Raw genomic sequence first — 19,723 nt, 5'->3', positions numbered from 1 at the left:
TATAATACAACTAAAGGTATAATACTGGTAATTTCACTTTTTTTTCTAGCTGGGCAACATTCTCTTTATAACATTTAGTATTTATCAATGAAGTAAGGAAATATTGTAAACTATGTATCTGAGGTGGCAGGTTAGGGCATAATTTAGGCAGGTTATATTTCAATGAATAATAGTTGTAATGCTTCTTGGCGTTTCTATCTCCATTCCTAACTGCCGTTTCCAGTTCCTCTTCTGGTTGATCGTACCTGTGAATACACAACACTTCCATTAGCTTGAAATCGTATGGAGGTGGGATAACATTCTTCTCTATACAATAGTTATATATAATATCGTATTTCTCTCTGGCTAGTTTGTCAAAAATTCTAAGCCCAAAATTACTTTTAGCATGTGGGGTATCCAGTATAATATTACTATCCGTGATAAGAAAGAAATTATTAACTTCCACCAGTTTATGATGCTTTATTGCCAAATCTATATATTTCTTTACGGTTTTGGGAGATAAATTTAATCGCCTAGATATTTCTGTCTTGTTATAGCAAGTAATATTGGTATTATTGATACATAAACATTTAAGTAGTACTAGGAAGGCTTTTAATTCATCAGGAATATCTTCCAGTAATAAATCTTTCTTGAACCTGACCCAGTTACTCTTTGGAATGTTTACATGATAGGTAACTGGTGTGGTCAACTGTCCTTCATTGTTCCTGTAATTATACTCTTTACTCAGGAAACCTAAATCTTCAAATTTGGCAGTGTACTTGGAAATGGTATCCACATCTTTAATACCTGTAACCTCACGAAGTGTTTCCCTCAGTACATGGGATTCACCTGTTTCATAATCTGATTTAAAAAGTAACCATGTAAATGTATAAGTTTCATTCAGGTTCAGTTTACCTGCAATATCTCTCGTTATGATTCTATAATCCTTCTTTTCTTCTTCATTTGCCATTATTAATTCCAGTTTGAAACAACCATCTAAAAATGATCTATGGATTCACTGGTTCTGCTTTTATCTCGTGGGATAGGCTGGCAAGCCTGTAACACCAATACTAGTTATTAGTTTACTAGTTAATAGTATGTACCCTGTCAATTCCCTAAAAGCATACCCCGTCAAATCCCCAACTTTTAAATATTGATCTTTATGGTTGGATAATCTCTCTATTTCAGGTTGGAATCTCTGGTTACATGAAATACAGTTATATCATGTAGCTTTATAGATTAATCTTTAGAAGGTGGTAGTATCTGGATTCTAGTATTCTCATCTGGAACGTAATATATCTTTCTCACTTTATCTACCTGTTTTTTAATCTTTTTCAGCCCTTTAGACTTTATCCAGAATCCTATGGATACCTTGTTATCAGGGATGCCAGATTGTACGGCTAAACGCCTTAATCGCTCGTAAGTGTACATGATTTAATAGTTTGATTGGTTAGTACGGTGTATCTAGTTTAGTGCCACTTGAAGACTAAAAATTACTCCTTACAGGTTGGGGTGCAAGGAGTAACAGGAATCCTTATATGATTGTTTCAAATGGTATACATTGATCTTTAAGATGGTACAAAGATATTAAACATCTGGGATACCGACAAATAGAGTATAGGTATTTTTTAAAAATCGAGTTGGGGTATATATAAAGTGAGAATATTGAAGATAAGGGTAGCTAACAGGCAAGTTTTCAAATTATAGATATACTTGTACTGGATATATTCAGGTTGGTGAGTTTTTAACGGATCGGGTATATAATAGTAAAATACTATCAATTCTTCACTAATTAAAAAATGAAGTATCTCTACAACACTTTTAAATTTTAAAAACAATACCTAACTTCACTGCAAATTTGAAAAAGGTTCATGGAAAATAACGAAAAAGAAAAAAAGGAACTTGAATACGGGGATAACGAATTGGAATACGTTATAAAATGGGCAAACTACTATTTTCCTAGTTTCCCACCAGATGAATTTGAAGTTCCAGAAGGACATGATATAAGTGAATACACGGGAGAATCCATGTATATTTATCGTTTCATGGATAGGTACAATGACAGGCTACTTAAAGCGAATTTTAATTTTAAAAAATATATAGAGAATAAAGAATTCGATTTATATTTCAAACAACTTGGAATAGACCGAATTAAGTTCTGGTATTTACTCCTTTTTATTTATGATTTCTCGTGGGGAAAATGCAAGGAGGCTTTTAAAATTGAATCAATAGAAGAAAAAATTAGACCTTTAAATGAACATGTTGAAAAACTATCAAAAAATATTCGTTACGCTCAAAAAGTGAACCTTGTTTTAAGAGAGGATAAAAAAATAATTTCAAGGATAGATGATTTTGATGTTATCCGTTTCATGGTCGAGTGTACCCGAAAAGAATTAAAAGATTTGTATTCAAGAAAGAAGGATGTCATAACTAGACAAACAATATCAGATAGTCAAATGGCTTATTATTTCGCTCAACAGGTTCTCTCTTTTTTTAATATCATACCAAGTATAATAGAAAAACGGAGAGAGGGTGCAAAGATTTCTGACATGGAGAAAGATTTTATCGTGGATATCATGAAGTTCATAAAACTTGTTGCTTCTTTCACGTCTTCCTCTAACAAGGAATACTTTAACGCCCTGATGAACCAGTACAAGAATAAGCCAATAACGGGTATCAATAATTTCTACATATATTAATACTCTCCAAATTCTTTCCTCCTTTTAAGGGAAATACAGTGGATCCCATCTTATTACCCTTGTAATCAGTAAATTACTTTCTAGTTTCTGAGTGAAGCCTATATTTGCATTGTCAATCAAGAATGACGGTAGCTACTTTATTTTGAAATGACGGGTAAGCTCCAGCCCTGTTGGATGCAAAATGTTGAATCCATTAAAATAACGACATGGATAAAATAATTTTAAACAATAATCGTCTGGTTGCCCAGACAAAAGCTGTTATAGAATTTTACAGGAAGAATATTAATTTACAAGAAATATGAATATGACAAAAATCGAATGGACGGAAAGAACGTGGAACCCAGTAACGGGATGCACGCAAAAATCGGAAGGTTGTAGAAATTGTTACGCCAAGACAATGGCTCTACGTCTTCAAGGTATGGGGCAAGCCAAGTACAAGGACGGGTTTAAATTGACCTTGCATGAAGATGTACTGGCAGAACCCAAGTGTTGGAGGAAATCAAGCATGGTCTTCGTTTGTTCCATGGGAGATTTATTCCATGAAGAAGTTCCCTTTGAATTTATCGACAAAGTGATGAACACGATCTGGGAAACTCCACGGCACACCTACCAGTTATTAACCAAAAGACCAGAGAGAATGGAAGAGTATTTCCGAGATCATTATATTCCAGAGAATGTATGGTTAGGAACAACGGTAGAGGCGGCAGAATACAAATACCGTGTTGATGTACTAAGACCTTTAACTCCAACGGTGAAATTCCTGTCCTGTGAACCTCTTGTTGGTGATTTGGGAGAACTGGATTTAACTGGAATAGACTGGGTAATTGTAGGTGGAGAAAGTGGTGGTAGTGCCAGACCCATGAAAGAGGAATGGGTAATGAATATCAAAAATCAGGCAGAGGCACAAGGAGTGGCTTTCTTTTTCAAGCAATGGGGAACGTGGGGTAATGACGGGGTGAAACGGAACAAGAAAGCTAACGGTAAACTCTTGCAAGGGGAAATTTGTCAACAAATGCCCAAGAAATAAACGTGATTAAATTTTAGAGAAAAGCCAGTTACTTGAACAAGGTAACTGGTTTTTATTATTCCTTTTTAGTCTTGGAATACCCGAAGATACTTGTATCGCCAGCAAGAATGGATAAAAATAGAAAGTGTCCCACCACGTGGCAGGACACCTTAAAAGGTTTGATGTACAACCTAGCTTTCTTGTTACACTATTCCTTACTATGTTTCAGGAGAGTTGCTTGTTCGATGATTAAACTTTGCAGGCAAGCGATTTTGTCATCACATTTGCTTTTCTCTATTTGCAATTTTTCGGTAGCCCCTATCTTTTTCAACGCTTCCATTATGGTTGCCATATTGAATTGGGAGATACAGGTATTAATTGCTTTCACGTAACGAGTTTGCTGGGCAGCCCTAACTCCAAAGGCTTGAACCATTGCCTTGAATAAATTTTCAGCTTGTTCAAAGGTTCTGTGCTCACCCAGCAATGCAGAACTTTCCATGACTAGAGCCTTACTTTGCAGTAAAGACGTGTTGGCACTTAACCCGAAATAGCCTTGGGCGGTAGTTCCCCCGATTTCATATTTATTTCCAAACTGGCGAATCTGGATCAATAATTCATCCTTGGAAACGATTCCACCTAGACCGATCCAATCATCTTTTGAAGCCCCTTGCGAGAGGTAAGCCGTTGTGGCAACCTTCTGGTACGCCTCGGCAACACTTTCACAGGGGATGATTACAGAAGGTAACGGTTCGTTCAATAATCCGAACAAGTTCATGTTGTCCGCCTTATCGAGGTAAACCATCACGGGAACTTGAATGTCTTGCAGGGCAACCAATTCTCTACCAGTATAATCGTGCAACTGAATCCCCTCGTCAATGAAGATTCGAGATTCAGCGAAACAGAATAACGTCGGTAATATTTTGGTTTTATCCACGGACTTGAATAATTTATCCTTTTCAAAATTTTTACGTTTGAAAGAATAATCGGTGAAGGCGGGAATTACTTCCCTTGTTTCACCATTTACCGTGATCGTAACCACGGCATGAAATTTGGGAGTTTCTTCACTCCCGAAATTTATCATTTTGAACATATTATTTTTGTATTAGTTGAAACATTAAATGTTATTTCTAATACTGCTGTTCGTCTTCTTAATTAACCCTTATCATCATCAGGTGAAGCTAAATTGTACATCATTTCAAAGAACTCGTGTCGTTCTTTACAGAAGACCAGTCGAGGGATCTCAATGTCACCTATGACCTTGCCACCTTTTCGACACTACAAAGGTAAAAAATTACAATTTATCACTTGTTGCCAGTCCGAACATTTTAGAGGGGAAAACTGTATTTAGTTCGGAATATTTATAAATGTATAAATCACCTAATGTCAGTGAACGATATATGATCATACTCCCGAAAATGAAGATTCGGTGAGTTTTTTACAGAATAGGCATGTAAAAGAAATTAGATGGTATTTTTTCATCCACTATATTCTATTTGAATTTGGTTTTAAAAAGGAAAGGTAGTACCTCCATTGAATTGGAAATACTACCTATTTTTAGTAAATGGATTAGTTTTCAGGTGAATAATAGCCAGAATATAGATTGTTATATACCATTCTGGCTAAAACTCACCTTACTTGATTTATCAACTTTAGATATACCTAAAGTAAATTACTCATTGCTTCATCTATCTGGTCATTCTCGAAACTATCCAGATATATTTGTGTTGTTTTCAAATCTGTATGTCCCAACATTTCGCTGATAAGAGAAATATTGACACCATAGTTTTTCAATATCGAAGCAAATGAATGCCTTGCAACATAAGTAGTCATGTCTGCTTCAATTTCCAATTCCGAAGCAAGTACTTTCAATTCTCCATTGATTTGTCCCAGTACTTTATGAATCCTGTTTTGTTTCTGCATGGCAGTTTTATGTGATTGCGCATTTAGAATAGGGAAGAGGTAGGTTGCCTTTTTTCTGTGGTAAGCGTACTTTTCTATAATCTCTTTGGCTTGCTCACGCAATTTGATATTAATATCTTGGTGTGTTTTTTGACGGGAGTACCGTAATCTCCCTCTATAAATATTGTTGGATGTCAAGTTTGCTATATCTACAAATGAAATTCCACCACTTAAGTAAGCGAAAGTGAAAACATCACGGGTGAGTACCCTCAATTTGGTTGCGTTTATCGTTTCTGTTGTGATAATCTTCATTACCTCTTCTTTCGTTATAGCCCTCTTTTTTGTCTTGGTGTTGAATTTGCTCACTTTATACTCATCAAACGGGTAGTACTTTTGGTTTGCTGCTTTTGCATCAATAGCTTTGTTATAAGCACTTCTTAAAGTTCTGAATTGTAAACTGATGGTAGTTTCTTTGTTTCCTCTTTTACGTTGCCATTTCTCGTATGCTTTCAACCATTCAACATCAATATCACTGAAATATATATCAAGTTTATTGTTAGTATAAGCTTTTAGAGAGTTGAAAGAGTTTTTATAGATGAGCCTGTTTCCAACTTGTTCCGCTTCCTCAAACTCTTTTATTAGTTGGGTGTAAAATTCACGAATCGTCTTTAATTGTAGTTTGGATTGCTTACTTTCGATTAATGAAGCTGCGGTGAATTCTTTTTGCTCCGCTTTAAATTCAAGTGCTTGTTTGTTATATTCTGCAATTTTATCCGCAATAATTTTATTTATAAGTTCTTTATTGGGGCAACCTTTCTTCGGACAATTTTTAGAAATGTCCCACCAATCTGGGTGCACGGATATACCGATACTTTCTAATTTCCGTTTACCATTTTTGTAAATTCGTAGCATTAGCGGGTGTTCCCCGTTTGAAAGTGTCTTGTACTTGTAGTAAATGATTGAAATTGAGGTATCCATGATAAAATGTTGGTTGACGTCTTGGTTGACAAAAACTATCAAAACCTCATGAAAACCGCCTAAAACAATAAAGCACCTACTTTCGTAAGTGCTTTATTCTGAGAGCGGAAAACGGGACTCAAACCCGCGACCCCCAGCTTGGAAGGCTAGTGCTCTATCGACTGAGCTATTTCCGCAGTATGTGGGGAGAGCAGGATTCGAACCTACGAAGACGATGTCAGCTGAGTTACAGTCAGCCCCAGTTGGCCACTTTGGTATCTCCCCTTTGTTCAAAGAACATTTGCTTGTCTTAAGCGGGTACAAAGATAGGTAGTTTTGCTGAACTTCCAAACATTTCGAGGAAAAATCTTTAAAAAAATGTGCTTTTACGAGAAAAAAAGTACGGGAGAGTTCAGAACGAACTTCTCCCGTTACATCTTACCGTCACGAAGAGACCTATTTACGAGGACGATAAGTAATGTCAATAGTTTTGTCTGTTTGATCGAATGCTTTGTAACGTATTTGCAATTCTACGGAGTCTTTTACTTCGCCAAAGGTTTCTTTTAGTGGGAAACTCACGTAACCGTTTCTACTGGTGTTTTCCGGATCGTTGTAAGCGTTATGGCGGAATTCCAATAATACTTTTCCGTCTGCGGTTTCTCCTTCATGTTTGGTGAGGTTTACCATATGGGTAATTGTACTTCCCCCGCCATAGAAAAAACGGAATGTGATAAAGTCGTTAGCGATCCAGTATTCGGGTAATTCGATTGGATCCATACCCAGGCTGTCGCTGATGGATTCCTTGTACGGAACGATTGGTTTTGTCAGTAATTCTTGCAAACCGTTTACCTTCACGTAATGATCTACGGCAGATCCCGGGGTGGCATCTTGTAGAATCGTGAAGTCAGCAAATACACGTGTGTTGTTTTCTAGCGTACGTGCGGGAACGTTTGACACGGATGGGAATAGAACCGGTCCTTTATCCAGTACGATTTGATATTCATTATCGCCTGTTTTTTCGATGGTTCCGAACTCTAACCAAAATTTGTCAAGGCTATACCCGTCGTCGTTGCAAGAGGAAAACGCAAGTGTAGTTATGATCAAAAAAATAATTAGCGTGAATGTGTTCTTGCTTTTCATTTTTTCCCTTTCTTATTACTAGTTGTTTTAAGCATCTATGAGATAGATGAATAATTATTGAAATGGTTGCGTCGAATAGTATTAAAATATTTCAAAAAAGCCTATTGCCGATAATAAACGTAGAGATCACCTGAAGGGCAACCTCTATGTTTATTTTAAAAGGAAGTGGGAGTTCCGTGTTTTAGAAAAGAGTTTTCTTCAACGAGAATAGAAATTCCAATCCCCCGTCTTTTCTGTTTTTGGCAGAAATATCGCCTTTATGGAAAAGTACAGCATTTTTCACGATGGAAAGACCTAGCCCGGAGCCTCCAGATTGGCGGCTACGTCCCTCGCATACCCGGTAGAAGCGTTCGAAGATACGGTTTAGGTGGTTTTCGTCGATGCCTCGTCCGGTATCGTAATAAGAGAAATAATAGAACTCGTTATCCTCCGTGTAATTACTGATCCCGATCATGATATTTTCCCCGGCGTAGTTGATCGAGTTTTCTATCAGATTACGGAATATAGCGTATATCAAGGTTTTATTTCCCTCGATGGAGATTTTTGGGTCGACTCCGTTTTTTACCGTGATCTCGTGGGATACGATTGGTTCATGCAAATCTGTGATTACCTCTTGTAGTGTGCTGTGAATGTTAATTTGTTCTTTTTCAAACATTTCCGATGCTTCTTCCGTTTTGGTGATTAAAGCAATGTCACGGATCAAGTCGGATAACCTCACGACTTGTGAATAGGTCCGTTCCAAGAAGAAACGTTGTTTATCGGGGGCTATATTTTGCTGTTCCAGTAAGGTTTCGATATAACCGCGGATACTGCTCACGGGAGTTTTCAACTCGTGAGCGATATTGTTGGTCATCTCTTGTTTCAATAAACGGTTTTTCTCGTTGTCAGAGATATTGTTCAATGTGATCTCGAAACTATTATCCGTAAATATCAATACTTTAATGGCAAAATGTTTGCCGGCTTTACTGATCTTGTTCTGGTAAACTGGAATATTTGTTGTGTTGGGGTTGACCGGCGTATTCTTTTGTAGAAAGGTGTTTACCTCCTTGAAATCCGGTTGACCGAGAAAACCTTCCACCTTGAAAGTGGGTTCATCCAAAATCGTATTTAGATATTGAATAAAATGCGTGTTCGCATAGATCTTTTCCCCGTTGGCTGAAAAAATTGCGATACCTTCGTCGGAGTAATGGAAGTGGCGGAGCAATTTTTCTTGTTCCACGTTGATTTGTTTGTTACTTTCTTCCAGCAAGCGATAGCTATGGATGATTTTTTCTCCGATTTCGCCTAGTTCCGAGTGGGGGAAACGGATATTCTTGTAGTTGATATTATGGTTCTCCGCGGCAATGATAAAGTCTTTCAAGCCGGAGATGGCTTTCCCGAACCGATCGGAAATATAAATCAACGAGAGTAATGTGATAAAGAATAATAGTGTGATGAAATACAAGAACATATTGTCTGTTTTCAGAAAGTTTTGTACTTCAATATCGTAGGGAAGTGCGACCCGGATATAATAATTGACGTAGTCTTTGGCATAGTAATAATATTCAATTCCCGTGCTTTGCGAGAGACGTATGGCGGTTCCTGTTTTTTGGATAGAGGCGGTTTGTATTTCTGGGCGTTGCAGATGATTTTCAATTTTTTTTCCCGTGTCGAGGTTGTTGTCGTATAGGACTTTCCCGTCGTGGTAAATAATAGTCAGGCGCAAGTTGGAGGGCATGAGTGTCAACACGCTGCTCAACGAGTCTGTTTCGTGTTTTTCAAGTAGGTGGTGTTGATGAATATAGCGGGCAATAATGTCGGAATAATCATCCAGCGTGGTGCGCAGGGTTTCTGTCTTGTATTCTTTTTCCCGATTCTGTTGGAAAAAGATAATCACGATTGTGAATGCTGCAAATACAATGAAGAAGTAGATAAACAACTTCTGTTTATAGGATAATTTCATTGGAAATAATTTATGTATTAACTTTTAAAGTTCTATGCAATAGCCATATCCGGAACGATTGACAATATGTTTCCCCTGGTCCCCGAGTTTTTTTCTCAGTCGGGTAATGTGGACATCGACAGTACGTTCCAGCACGTAACTGTCGTCATTCCATACTTTGTTGAGAATATCTTCGCGGGAATAGATTCTACCGGGCGATTGTGCCAGCATATTTAATATCTCGAACTCTTTTTTAGTGATAGGAACAATACTATTGCGGATGGACACGCACTTGGTACTTTGGTCTATGTGCATTTCCCCCACGTCGATGATGATCTTCTTACTTTCCGGGGAACCGGTTCTTTTCAGCACGGCTTTTACCCGTGCGGATACTTCTTTTATCGAGAAGGGTTTGGATATGTAATCATCCCCGCCGATGTTGAAACCGGTGAGCATATCGTTTTCTGTGTCTTTGGCGGTGAGGAAGATGATAGGGGTGGAGTTTTGCATATCTCTACGTAATTTCTCCGCCATCTTGAAACCGGACATCCCGTCCATCATGACGTCCAGTAATATGAGGTCATATTCTTCGGAGAGCATTTTCAAGGCTTGCTCCGCGGAAGGGGCAGTGTCGACTGTATAGCCTTCGCTTTCGAGGTTGAATTGCAGGATTTCTCTTAAATCTGCTTCGTCGTCGACGACTAAAATGCGTTGTTTGTCCATAATTCCAAATTTAATTGTTATGAATATGTTTTGCGTTCTTCCCTTCCATGAGATAGATTGCTGCCTCCGCTATATTTGTGGCGTTGTCGCCGATCCGTTCGATGTTGTACGACATGCTGCTTAGTGACAGGGCGTCCAACAAATCTTGGTCTTTGACGGTTTTACCCACGAAATGAAGAGGAATCCCGTGAATGATTTCCTTGTGATTCTTGTCCACGATATCATCTGTTCGGATAATCTCTTTCGCCAGGTTCTCGTCTTCACACGTGAAAGCAAAGATAGCATTTTGTGTCATTTTTTTCACGATTTCCAGTTGTTCGTGAATGATTTTCAGGAATAGCGTGTATAAACTGCCTTTGGGATCTACTTCCCGCAAGAAATCTGCAATGTTAAGAAGCAAGTCGCCGATTCTTTCCAGGTAAGCTGTCATATCATGATAGGACATGATTTTTCGGCAATCGCTTGCACGGGGACAGTAAAGTACGATGGAATTGATGATTTCATCCCGAATTTTTACTTCAAGACTGTCGATGATGACTTCGTTTTGTTCTATCGAGGAATGTAATTCCGTGTCTTTATTGCTTTCCGTGAGGGTGTACACGAGTTCCATCTGCTGGATAACCACCGTGGACAGCACTTCAAAATCTTCTTTTATTTTTTCGAGGTATTTTTCTCTGATTGTAGTCATGATGTATAAGATATAAGCTAAAAGTTAAAAACTATAGATTCAGAGATTGGTGATTCAATGATTACTAAAAGTATTAGCCTTGTGCGGTTGGAATCACTTAATCTGAAATCATAAATCACGAAATTATCCGAACTGTCCTGTCAAATATTCTTCCGTGCGTTTGTCGCTCGGGTTGGTGAACATCTTCTGCGTTTCGTCATATTCGATGAGATTCCCGAGATACATGAACATGGAGTAGTCCGAAATACGTGCGGCTTGCGACATATTGTGTGTGACGATCATGATTGTGAATTCTTTCTTCAGGTCAAGCAGTAGTTCTTCGATGCGATTCGTGGCAATCGGGTCAAGTGCAGAAGTCGGTTCGTCCATCAGGAGTACCTGAGGTTTTAACGAGAGAGCTCGAGCAATACACAAGCGTTGTTGTTGTCCCCCGGAAAGAAAAGTTCCCTTTTTGAATAAAGAGTCTTTTACTTCATCCCATAAACCCACATTTTTCAAGCTTTGCTCCACGAGTTCGTCTTTTTCCCGCTTGGGTAGAGATATGCCGTTCAGCTTATACCCGGCAATCACGTTGTCATAGATACTCATGGTAGGAAAGGGGTTCGGTCGTTGGAATACCATTCCCGCCATACGGCGTACTTCCATGGGATTTGTTTTTAATATATTCTTCCCGTTCAGCAGGATCTCCCCGGTCGTTTTTATGTCCGGGTATAGCTCGTGCATTCGGTTGATAGCTCGTAATAAAGTGCTTTTCCCGCATCCGGAGGGTCCCATGATTGCCGTGATCTGTTTCTCCGCTATGTCAGCACTAACCGATTCCACGGCATTCTTCCCGGGAGTGTATGATATGGAAACGTCTTTTAGTTGTAGTATTGGATTTGTGATAACCATATTAATTTTAGATTTTAGATTTACGATTTTAGATTTGAAATTCATAAATCTAAATTCATAAATCGTAAATTATTGAATTCTCCATTTTTTCGCAATTTGTTTTGCAATAATATTAAGTGATAATATCAAAATCAGTAGGAAGAGAGATGAACTCCAAATCATATCTATCAAATTGGGGTCGTTGTAGAATTCCCAGATTAATAGAGGAACTGCGCTAGTCGGTTTTACGATATCCCAGTTGATTGTGGTACTTCCCAGGGCGGTAAGCATAAGTGGGGCGGTTTCTCCCATCACGCGGGATATGGCGAGCAGTATGCCCGTGAACAATCCCCCGAAAGCTGCCGGTAGCAATACTTTGAGTATGACACTGGTATATGAAGCCCCGAGAGCAAGCCCGGCTTCTTTCAGGCTGCCCGGTAACATTTTTAATGTTTCTTCTGTCGAGCGAACGATGAGGGGAAGCATCATAATACTTAGTGCGACGCTTCCTGCCAGGGCGGAGTAACTTCCGATCGGTTTGACAATCCAGGCATAGGCGATAATACCAATCACGATAGAAGGGCTGCCTTGTATCAAGTCGGTTAGAAACCGGGTGATGTAGGAAAACTTCGTTTTCGGATGTTCCGATAGATGGATGCCTACCAAAATGCCGATCGGTATTGCGATAATAGCTGCCAGCACGACCATAAGTAAGGTCCCTGTGATCCCGTTGGCTATACCCCCGGGAATAATGTCCCCCGTGTTGCGTGCTAACATGGCATCCAGTGTGCTCGGGGCACTCTCCGTGAAGAAGTTCCAGTTGATCTGTTTGTAGCCTTTTTTGATTAATTCCCATATAATTGCGAATAACGGTACTACGGTCAATGAGGCGAGAAAACAGGTTACGTAGAAGAATGTCTTGTCTTTTATCGTTCTATATTTTAAACTGCTCATTTTTTTTATTAGTTAAGTTTCTTTGTAACGAGTTTTGCGACTAAGTTTATGATTGCAGTGATCAAGAACAAAAGTAACCCGATGGCAATGAGCGAACTTAATTTTAAGCCGTCAGCCTCGCCGAATTGATTTGCAATAATACTTGCCATCGTGTTGCCCGTGTCGGCAAGGGACGTGGGGAGGTTGTTCGTGTTTCCGATCAACATGGTTACCGCCATCGTTTCACCCAAGGCTCGTCCCAAGGCGAGAATATAACTGGCAAATACACCGGAACCTGCAGCGGGGAAAGTAACGCTTCTGATTACTTCGTAGCGGGTTGCGCCTAAGCTGTATGCTGCTTCTTTCAGTTCGTTGGGAACCATTGAGATAAATTCGCCACTGAGGGAAGAAGCATAAGGTATAATCATGATTGCCAGGATGATGGAAGATGTTAGTATCCCGAATCCTTGTGCGTTTACCCCCATTTCTATGATTAGCGGGCGGAACGTGTAGAAGCCCCATAAGCCGTAAACGATGGAGGGTATTCCTGCCAGCAAGTCAATGATGGAACTAATAAAGGAGGCTATCTTTTTACCCCTGAAGAATTCCCCGGTGAAAAGAGCAACGGGTAGGGAGAACGGGATGCAGAAGATTAACGCCAGAAAAGAGGTTAATAATGTCCCTACAATGAACGAAAGGGCTCCGTAGGTTTCTCTATCCGGATGTGGGTCCCATTCCGTTGAACCGATGAATTGGAAGAATCCGTAATGACCGAAAGCAGACAGGGAGCCACTCACGAGGGAGTAGATCATCCCGGCGCTGATCAATAAAATCAGGATGCAACAAATGGAAAGTAGCCGTTTGAAAATAATATCACGCATAAAATAACTTATTGAGTGATTTGATGATTTACGATTAAGTGATTTTCAAGAATGAAAATTCAAGAATCACTTAATCATGAAATCGTAAATCACCTAATTTACTTGAGGACTTGTTTGCCCTCGAAACTTATAGAGTTTAATAGTGCTTTGGCGTTGTCCACCGCGGATTTCGGAAGTGGAGAGTAATGTACTTTTGTCGTCAACGCTTGTGCTTCGGGACTTAGCATCCAGTCCAGTAATTTGGCAGTAGCTTGTGCTTGTGCCAAAGTTCTGTTAGAATACGCTTGTTCTTTGTAAAGGATAATCCAGGTGAAGCAACTAATCGGATAGGCATCCGGGGCGGACGAATTAGTAATCATGGTACGTGTGTCTGCCGGGATGTCACCTTTGGCTGCCGCGGAAATGCTTTCCGTGTTTGGCGTGATAAAGTTGCCGGAGCTATTTTTCATTTGTGCCATCGGGATATTCAGGGAGAAAGCGTATTCCGACCCGATGTAACCGATGCTGCCGGGAGTTTGGCTAATGGTTCCGGCTACACCTGGGTTGCCTTTTGCTGCAAGTCCCACGGGCCATTTCAGTGATTTCCCGGTACCCATGTTGTCTTTCCAATCGTTGCTGACCTTGGTTAGATAATCGCTGAAAACGAATGTCGTACCACTACCATCCGAACGATACACTGGGGTCAGCTCTTTGTCCGGAAGGATTATGCCGGGATTCAATTCTTTGATCTTGGCATCATTCCATTTGGTGATTTTGCCTAAATAAATATCGGCAATCACCTCTCCCGAGAGTTTCAAATCTTTCACTTCCGGCAGGTTATATGCCAGCACCACGGCTCCCATGCAAGTCGGGATGTGTATCGTGGCGTAAGGCATTTCTTGTATTTCGGCGTCAGAAAGATAAGCATCCGATCCCCCGAAGTCAACAATTTTATCTTTCAAGCTTCTGATTCCGCCGCCGCTACCGATACCCCCGTAGGTCACGGTGTTTCCGGTTTTCTCCTGGTAGGTTTTGAATGCCAGGTTGTAGAATGGCAATGGGAAAGTTGCCCCGGCAGCTGAGATGTTCATTTTCTTATCCTCGGAACCCTTGTTTTTCTTGGAGTTTCCGCAAGATGCAATCGCGATAGCAAGAAGAATAATAAATAAGTTTTTCATTTTCTAATCGTATTAATTTCAACATCTATTGATTCATTTTTACAATGCAAGTTTAGATGAATCTTGTTACATGAATGTTGCACGAATGTTACATTCATGTTACAACTTGAATTCGATGTTTAAATAGACGAAAGCGCTTGATTTACCGTCACGGGGATTCCATGTTGAGAAGTTCGGGGCGATTTTCAATTGTTTGATTGGTGAATATTGGATACCTGCCAAGATTCTTTGACCGTCTGTGCTGCTCCAATCGTCTTTAGAAGCTAGATTGTCGTATCTCCCGAAGATGTCAAACTTGTCAGCTAATTTTACCGTGGAATAAATGGAGAAACCGTTTTGGTCTTTGTCTTTTTTGGATTTCGAGTTGAACATTTGGTTGTATTCGGCTCCAAGAGAGAATAATTTGTGTTTGTAACCAGCAAAGAAAGCTAAGCTCTGTTGACTCTCGATCCCATCGCCGTCGCCATTTTTACCGGCAATGTCATAGTAAGCACGAACGGTCAGACCTTCTACCGGGAATAATGTAGTCCCGAGAGCGTATCTGTATTTGTTGTCGCCATTCAGTTTTTTGTAACCCTCACCGTTACTGATCGTGATGTCAGCAGACAGCCATTTGGCAAATTTGTATTTTCCCAAGATACCCATGTCTGCGCTGGAACCGAATTTGTATTCGTCTTGGAATGATTTCATGATATAACGGTATCCCCAGAATTTTTCCTGCACGTTGAATTGTTCCAATCCGATCAACCCGAAGTCCAGCGTGAAATCTCCTGTTTTCCAGCTTAACATGGCATTCTTGAGGTAAGCTACTCTTTCAAGGTCAGCACCGTCTACTTTGGTGGAACCCATATCGAATACTACTTTACCGCTTAATTTCTCGGTGAGGGAGAATTGATACCCAAGATAAGCACGGTCTAGTGCGAAACCGGATTCTTTGTTTGCGTTTCCTAATCCTGCATGATAATTCGCGAAAACAGTAACGATAGGCTTTCCTGTAATTTGAAATTTCTTTTTTTCTTCTTGTCCGAAACTGCTCAAGCAAGCAATGATCAAAACCACACTCATTAAAATCTTTTTCATTTGTCTAAATTTTAGTCATTAATAAATAATTGAAAACCTCTTGTTTTCGGTGACTAAAGTAGATTGAAAAGATTTCTAAAAAGATACATTTTAATTACAACAATGTTACATTTTCTATTGTCTGAAAATAGAAAAGTTAACACTGCCATATTGGCGATGTTCGGAGAAGAAAGGTGCGGAAGAAAAATCCACGGTGCCGGGATGCTCGATGATAGCCAATCCCTCCGGTGCTAACAACTCGTTGTCAAAAATAGCTGCCGGAATATCCATGATTTTATCCAAGTCATACGGCGGGTCGGCAAAGATGATATTGAACGACTTGCCTTTCAGTTTTTTGCAAGCGATGAACACATCGGTTTTAAACACGGTGATGCTTTTGAAACCGAGTTGTGCCACGGTCTTTTTTATGAAAGAATAGTGATTGTAATTCTGTTCGATAGATACGATTCGTTCCGCTCCTCGTGAGGCAAATTCATAACTTATACTACCGGTGCCGGAGAATAAGTCTAGGACAGAAGCTCCCTCTATATCGATGTAGTTGTTGAGCACGTTAAACAAATTTTCTTTGGCAAAGTCCGTTGTCGGGCGTGCTTTAAAATTTTTGTCCGGGCAAATCACTTTGCCTTTATGTGTTCCGCTTATAATCCGCATCGATGAAGGTTTAACAAGTGAATAAAATGAGAGGAATTCATCTCTTTGTCATTCAATATTTCGTTTAATAACGGCTCTTTCGCGAAATAAGGATGTGGCAAATATGTTGAAAGTAATTCTTTTAGTTTACCGTCGTTTGTTGCCGGACCAAAAACAGAAACGTGTAATTTCTCTTTTTGAATCTGGCATTCTTTTATACAGTTCAACAAGAAATACACGGTGTCGGTTGCTGTCCTATAATTGAACGTGTTGAATAATTGTACTCTTGTGTCTTTTATAAACAGTACATCGAAAAAGCTGTCCTGGATGTTCAGGAATATCTGTTCCGAGTCATGCAATGCTTTGGATAAAGCCCCTTGTATAAAAGGATATGCCTCATTCACGATCCGGATGGTCGGGAAATGTTCCCGAATAAAATCGTTGAAAGGAGAGTTGATGGTTTCAACCAGGTAGGCATCCATACTTTCGATCGGATGGAACAAGAGTGTATCGTCGGGAGCAATCTCTTGATTTAACGAGTATAAGGTCGTTACGTTTGCTTTATCGAAAAGAGCCTCGGGGATGAGAGTTTTCGCGCTAAAGCAAGGCATAAGATATACTTTTTTGAAACGTAGATTTAAAATTACATCGTTCACGAGATAATTTTTCAATCGGGCGAGAACTGCTTCCCGGGAATCGGCGGCATAAGGTTCATGCACAAATACCATTAATTTATCGTGAGCATCGTACACGCAAAATGAAAATCCATCCGTTGCATAACGGATGGATAATATCGACTGTGTAGATAATTCGTAAGTGAAATTCGAGTCAACAAAATAAATACTCTGCATGTATTTCTCGTTTACAAACCAGAAGTTTACTCCCAGTTACCCACGTTATTGTTTGCCTCTTGTACGCTACCCACTTTCAGACCTGGGTATTTTTGTAACCGTTTTCTTTCACCGTTTTCTTCGAGAATAGCATCACCGTATTCATCGAACATATCTTCGAAAATAATCATGTTATTAACACGAGCTTCAAAAACGGGTACCTCAATATTCGATTCGGTCCAAATCATATTTGTTCCCATCAAGAATTCGTGTTTCCTTTTGGTGAACGGGACATACCGGATTTCATCGATCGGATAATCTTTTCCGAAAAGTTGCTCCAAAGCAGACACGCGAATCGTATCACGGATGATTAATCCCTTTTTCAAAGCTTCTTGTTCCGTCATTCCTTGATCCAGTTGGTCGTCGGTAAGTTCTCCGATAGAACGAACGGTTTTTAAAGAATCGTATTTCACGAAACTAATTAAAGTATCAAAACTACTCGTGTATACTCCGTGAATGTCTTTGTAAGCCACTTGTGCAGTTCTGATATCCTTTAATCTCTGGATAATCCTATCATATCTTTGTTTCTTCAATTTTTGGAATTGAATGGGATTCTGCACGCTCTCGTAGCACAAATACCCCAGGTAGATAGCCGCAATTGCTAAAACGATTTGGATAATGATCTTAACTGGTTTCATCTTTTCTGTCTGTATATTTATTATATATTAAACAAGTTAGTTCTATTACTTTCAAGCTGTTTTTTCATATCTTTACACGGTGTTTCTTACGACACCCCGCACCAATCCACGGTGGATTGTAGTGTTGGCAAATATAAGAAAAAAAAAGATCATACCACAGTTTTGGCTATTTATTTTAATCATGATAAATGAACATTTTGAACGTGTTGTAAAAGAGAAGTTTGGTTTTGAGTTTTCGCCTTCACAACAAGAAGCGATGAGACTTTTTGCGGCTTTCTTTTTTGATCGTAATCCCGAAAGTTTGTTCTTGTTGAAGGGATATGCGGGGACGGGTAAGACGTCATTGGTTGCGGCAATCGTGAATACTTTGGCACAATTTGAATATCATGTTGTGCTATTGGCTCCGACCGGGCGTGCGGCAAAAGTGTTTTCCGGGTATTCGGGGCAGTCTGCATATACGATACACAAGAAGATTTATCGTCAGAAGAATGCACAGGAAGGAATTGGCGTCTTTAACTTGGGATTTAACGCGGGTGCCAACGTGCTGTTTTTCGTGGACGAGGCATCTATGATCTCGATGAATTCCCAGGATTCTAATTTCGGGACAGGTTCTTTGTTGGACGATTTGTTCGAGTTTGTTTATAACGGGCGCAACAACCGTTTGGTGTTGATCGGGGACACGGCACAGTTGCCCCCGGTGGGAGTAGATGTCAGTCCTGCTTTGGAAGCTGATTTCCTGCAAGCAAGTTATGGGATGGAGGTTTACGAGGCGAGCCTCACGGATATTATGCGTCAATCCGAACAATCCGGGATACTATACAATGCCACGCTCGTGCGGGAGATGATCGGGGCGGCTCCTTATGCCCAATTGCTTTTGAAAGTTGCCCCCTTCCCGGACATCGTGCGTGTCGGGGGAGGCGAGTTGTTGGAAGAAATAGACCATTGTTACAGTACGTTCGGCATGGACGAAACGATGGTGATCTGTCGTTCTAACAAGCGGGCGAATCGTTTTAACGAGGGAATCCGGGCTCGGGTACTTTATCGGGAAGAGGCGTTCGGTAGCGGGGACAAGATTATGGTGGTTAAAAACAATTATTTTTGGGGAGCGGAGTATGACAAAATTGATTTTATTGCCAACGGGGACATCGCTACCGTTGAAAAAGTAGGTAAGTATAAAGACCTGTACGGATTCCATTTTGTCAATGCCCGCCTGAGTATTTACGGGTACGAGGAGGAGATTTCAGCATGGGTAATGCTCGATACATTGACCTCGGAACAACCGGCATTGAGTTATGACGAATATCGCAAATTGTTTGCGGCAGTGGAAGAGGATTATATGGATATTCCTTCCAAACAAAAGCGGTACAAAAAGATTCAGGAAGACGAGTATTTCAATGCCTTGCAAATCAAATTCGCTTATGCTGTAACTTGCCATAAAGCACAAGGCGGGCAATGGGATGCTGTTTTCATCGATCCGGGATGGATGGGAGAAGAAAAGCCGGACGACGAATATTGGCGTTGGCTATACACGGCATTCACACGTGCCCGTAAGAAATTGTATTTGATTAATTTCAAAGATGAGTTGTTTGGTGATTCCGTGGTGGAATGAATTTGTAGAATGTTCATAATAAA

At 40.0% G+C, this 19,723-nt stretch carries 18 protein-coding genes and 2 tRNA genes; 3 read left to right on the top strand and 17 right to left on the bottom strand.

The window, feature by feature from the left end; all coding sequences use genetic code 11:
* Nucleotides 1-10: 10 nt before the first annotated feature.
* On the bottom strand, nucleotides 11-949 hold the full coding sequence (locus BN8899_RS04985) for a hypothetical protein (protein WP_065218557.1): 939 nt from the start codon (nucleotides 947-949) through the stop codon (nucleotides 11-13).
* A gap of 901 nt (nucleotides 950-1,850) precedes the next feature.
* Between BN8899_RS04985 and BN8899_RS04975 the strand changes: the two genes are divergently transcribed.
* Together BN8899_RS04975 and BN8899_RS04970 are read left to right on the top strand one after the other, a co-directional pair.
* On the top strand, nucleotides 1,851-2,678 hold the full coding sequence (locus BN8899_RS04975; RefSeq protein WP_065218555.1) for a hypothetical protein: 828 nt from the start codon (nucleotides 1,851-1,853) through the stop codon (nucleotides 2,676-2,678).
* 298 nt (nucleotides 2,679-2,976) lie between these two features.
* Nucleotides 2,977-3,705, top strand: a complete 729-nt coding sequence (locus BN8899_RS04970; RefSeq protein ID WP_065218554.1) for a phage Gp37/Gp68 family protein — start codon at nucleotides 2,977-2,979, stop codon at nucleotides 3,703-3,705.
* Between the two features lie 187 nt (nucleotides 3,706-3,892).
* Here the strand turns inward: BN8899_RS04970 and BN8899_RS04965 are convergent, their stop codons facing one another.
* From BN8899_RS04965 to BN8899_RS04890, 16 genes are all read right to left on the bottom strand, one after another.
* A complete protein-coding gene (locus tag BN8899_RS04965) occupies nucleotides 3,893-4,774 on the bottom strand; it encodes a hypothetical protein (protein WP_065218553.1) in 882 nt (293 codons plus the stop codon).
* 569 nt (nucleotides 4,775-5,343) lie between these two features.
* A complete protein-coding gene (locus BN8899_RS04960) occupies nucleotides 5,344-6,561 on the bottom strand; it encodes a site-specific integrase (protein ID WP_065218552.1) in 1,218 nt (405 codons plus the stop codon).
* A 103-nt stretch (nucleotides 6,562-6,664) separates the two neighbouring features.
* Nucleotides 6,665-6,737, bottom strand: a tRNA-Gly gene (locus BN8899_RS04955).
* Nucleotides 6,738-6,743: 6 nt separating this feature from the next.
* Nucleotides 6,744-6,825 (bottom strand) — tRNA-Tyr (locus BN8899_RS04950).
* A gap of 171 nt (nucleotides 6,826-6,996) precedes the next feature.
* The gene (locus BN8899_RS04945) at nucleotides 6,997-7,680 is read right to left on the bottom strand and encodes a NigD1/NigD2 family lipoprotein (RefSeq protein WP_018339603.1); all 684 of its coding nucleotides are present in this window, start codon (nucleotides 7,678-7,680) and stop codon (nucleotides 6,997-6,999) included.
* A 181-nt stretch (nucleotides 7,681-7,861) separates the two neighbouring features.
* Entirely contained in the window at nucleotides 7,862-9,622 is a 1,761-nt protein-coding gene (locus BN8899_RS04940) for a sensor histidine kinase (RefSeq protein WP_018339604.1), read from the bottom strand.
* 24 nt (nucleotides 9,623-9,646) lie between these two features.
* On the bottom strand, nucleotides 9,647-10,324 hold the full coding sequence (locus BN8899_RS04935; RefSeq protein WP_065218551.1) for a response regulator transcription factor: 678 nt from the start codon (nucleotides 10,322-10,324) through the stop codon (nucleotides 9,647-9,649).
* A gap of 10 nt (nucleotides 10,325-10,334) precedes the next feature.
* A complete protein-coding gene (locus BN8899_RS04930) occupies nucleotides 10,335-11,012 on the bottom strand; it encodes a phosphate signaling complex PhoU family protein (protein ID WP_065218550.1) in 678 nt (225 codons plus the stop codon).
* A 123-nt stretch (nucleotides 11,013-11,135) separates the two neighbouring features.
* The gene (gene pstB / locus BN8899_RS04925) at nucleotides 11,136-11,903 is read right to left on the bottom strand and encodes a phosphate ABC transporter ATP-binding protein PstB (protein WP_018339607.1); all 768 of its coding nucleotides are present in this window, start codon (nucleotides 11,901-11,903) and stop codon (nucleotides 11,136-11,138) included.
* A 69-nt stretch (nucleotides 11,904-11,972) separates the two neighbouring features.
* On the bottom strand, nucleotides 11,973-12,836 hold the full coding sequence (gene pstA / locus BN8899_RS04920; protein ID WP_018339608.1) for a phosphate ABC transporter permease PstA: 864 nt from the start codon (nucleotides 12,834-12,836) through the stop codon (nucleotides 11,973-11,975).
* Between the two features lie 8 nt (nucleotides 12,837-12,844).
* Nucleotides 12,845-13,696: a phosphate ABC transporter permease subunit PstC gene (gene pstC, locus BN8899_RS04915; protein WP_065218549.1), complete on the bottom strand. Its 852-nt coding sequence runs from the start codon at nucleotides 13,694-13,696 to the stop codon at nucleotides 12,845-12,847.
* 98 nt (nucleotides 13,697-13,794) lie between these two features.
* The gene (gene pstS / locus BN8899_RS04910; RefSeq protein ID WP_065218548.1) at nucleotides 13,795-14,853 is read right to left on the bottom strand and encodes a phosphate ABC transporter substrate-binding protein PstS; all 1,059 of its coding nucleotides are present in this window, start codon (nucleotides 14,851-14,853) and stop codon (nucleotides 13,795-13,797) included.
* Nucleotides 14,854-14,952: 99 nt separating this feature from the next.
* Nucleotides 14,953-15,933 (bottom strand): hypothetical protein, encoded by a 981-nt coding sequence (locus BN8899_RS04905; RefSeq protein WP_026207894.1) that lies wholly within the window; start codon nucleotides 15,931-15,933, stop codon nucleotides 14,953-14,955.
* A gap of 114 nt (nucleotides 15,934-16,047) precedes the next feature.
* A complete protein-coding gene (locus BN8899_RS04900) occupies nucleotides 16,048-16,584 on the bottom strand; it encodes an RsmD family RNA methyltransferase (protein ID WP_018339612.1) in 537 nt (178 codons plus the stop codon).
* The gene (locus BN8899_RS04895) at nucleotides 16,572-17,414 is read right to left on the bottom strand and encodes a DUF3822 family protein (RefSeq protein WP_018339613.1); all 843 of its coding nucleotides are present in this window, start codon (nucleotides 17,412-17,414) and stop codon (nucleotides 16,572-16,574) included. The genes BN8899_RS04900 and BN8899_RS04895 overlap by 13 nt, the downstream gene beginning before the upstream one ends.
* Nucleotides 17,415-17,440: 26 nt before the next feature.
* Nucleotides 17,441-18,091: a hypothetical protein gene (locus BN8899_RS04890; protein WP_018339614.1), complete on the bottom strand. Its 651-nt coding sequence runs from the start codon at nucleotides 18,089-18,091 to the stop codon at nucleotides 17,441-17,443.
* 181 nt (nucleotides 18,092-18,272) lie between these two features.
* On the opposite strand from BN8899_RS04890, the gene BN8899_RS04885 reads away from it, so the two are divergent.
* Nucleotides 18,273-19,700: an ATP-dependent DNA helicase gene (locus BN8899_RS04885; RefSeq protein ID WP_018339615.1), complete on the top strand. Its 1,428-nt coding sequence runs from the start codon at nucleotides 18,273-18,275 to the stop codon at nucleotides 19,698-19,700.
* Nucleotides 19,701-19,723 lie beyond the last annotated feature (23 nt).

Origin of the sequence: Butyricimonas sp. Marseille-P2440 (assembly GCF_900091675.1) — a bacterium.
In the GTDB taxonomy this organism is placed as follows: Bacteria; Bacteroidota; Bacteroidia; order Bacteroidales; family Marinifilaceae; genus Butyricimonas; species Butyricimonas synergistica.
The sequence above is the reverse complement of the archived record's forward strand: the minus strand, read 5'-3'. Positions and strand labels throughout refer to the sequence as shown.

Bases quoted from the DNA above. Each gene is read 5' to 3' on its own strand.
- BN8899_RS04985 (WP_065218557.1), bottom strand. From the start codon at position 949: ATGGCAAATGAAGAAGAAAAGAAGGATTATAGAATCATAACGAGAGAT.
- BN8899_RS04975 (WP_065218555.1), top strand. From the start codon at position 1,851: ATGGAAAATAACGAAAAAGAAAAAAAGGAACTTGAATACGGGGATAAC.
- BN8899_RS04970 (WP_065218554.1), top strand. From the start codon at position 2,977: ATGAATATGACAAAAATCGAATGGACGGAAAGAACGTGGAACCCAGTA.
- BN8899_RS04965 (WP_065218553.1), bottom strand. From the start codon at position 4,774: ATGTTCAAAATGATAAATTTCGGGAGTGAAGAAACTCCCAAATTTCAT.
- BN8899_RS04960 (WP_065218552.1), bottom strand. From the start codon at position 6,561: ATGGATACCTCAATTTCAATCATTTACTACAAGTACAAGACACTTTCA.
- BN8899_RS04945 (WP_018339603.1), bottom strand. From the start codon at position 7,680: ATGAAAAGCAAGAACACATTCACGCTAATTATTTTTTTGATCATAACT.
- BN8899_RS04940 (WP_018339604.1), bottom strand. From the start codon at position 9,622: ATGAAATTATCCTATAAACAGAAGTTGTTTATCTACTTCTTCATTGTA.
- BN8899_RS04935 (WP_065218551.1), bottom strand. From the start codon at position 10,324: ATGGACAAACAACGCATTTTAGTCGTCGACGACGAAGCAGATTTAAGA.
- BN8899_RS04930 (WP_065218550.1), bottom strand. From the start codon at position 11,012: ATGACTACAATCAGAGAAAAATACCTCGAAAAAATAAAAGAAGATTTT.
- pstB (WP_018339607.1), bottom strand. From the start codon at position 11,903: ATGGTTATCACAAATCCAATACTACAACTAAAAGACGTTTCCATATCA.
- pstA (WP_018339608.1), bottom strand. From the start codon at position 12,836: ATGAGCAGTTTAAAATATAGAACGATAAAAGACAAGACATTCTTCTAC.
- pstC (WP_065218549.1), bottom strand. From the start codon at position 13,696: ATGCGTGATATTATTTTCAAACGGCTACTTTCCATTTGTTGCATCCTG.
- pstS (WP_065218548.1), bottom strand. From the start codon at position 14,853: ATGAAAAACTTATTTATTATTCTTCTTGCTATCGCGATTGCATCTTGC.
- BN8899_RS04905 (WP_026207894.1), bottom strand. From the start codon at position 15,933: ATGAAAAAGATTTTAATGAGTGTGGTTTTGATCATTGCTTGCTTGAGC.
- BN8899_RS04900 (WP_018339612.1), bottom strand. From the start codon at position 16,584: ATGCGGATTATAAGCGGAACACATAAAGGCAAAGTGATTTGCCCGGAC.
- BN8899_RS04895 (WP_018339613.1), bottom strand. From the start codon at position 17,414: ATGCAGAGTATTTATTTTGTTGACTCGAATTTCACTTACGAATTATCT.
- BN8899_RS04890 (WP_018339614.1), bottom strand. From the start codon at position 18,091: ATGAAACCAGTTAAGATCATTATCCAAATCGTTTTAGCAATTGCGGCT.
- BN8899_RS04885 (WP_018339615.1), top strand. From the start codon at position 18,273: ATGATAAATGAACATTTTGAACGTGTTGTAAAAGAGAAGTTTGGTTTT.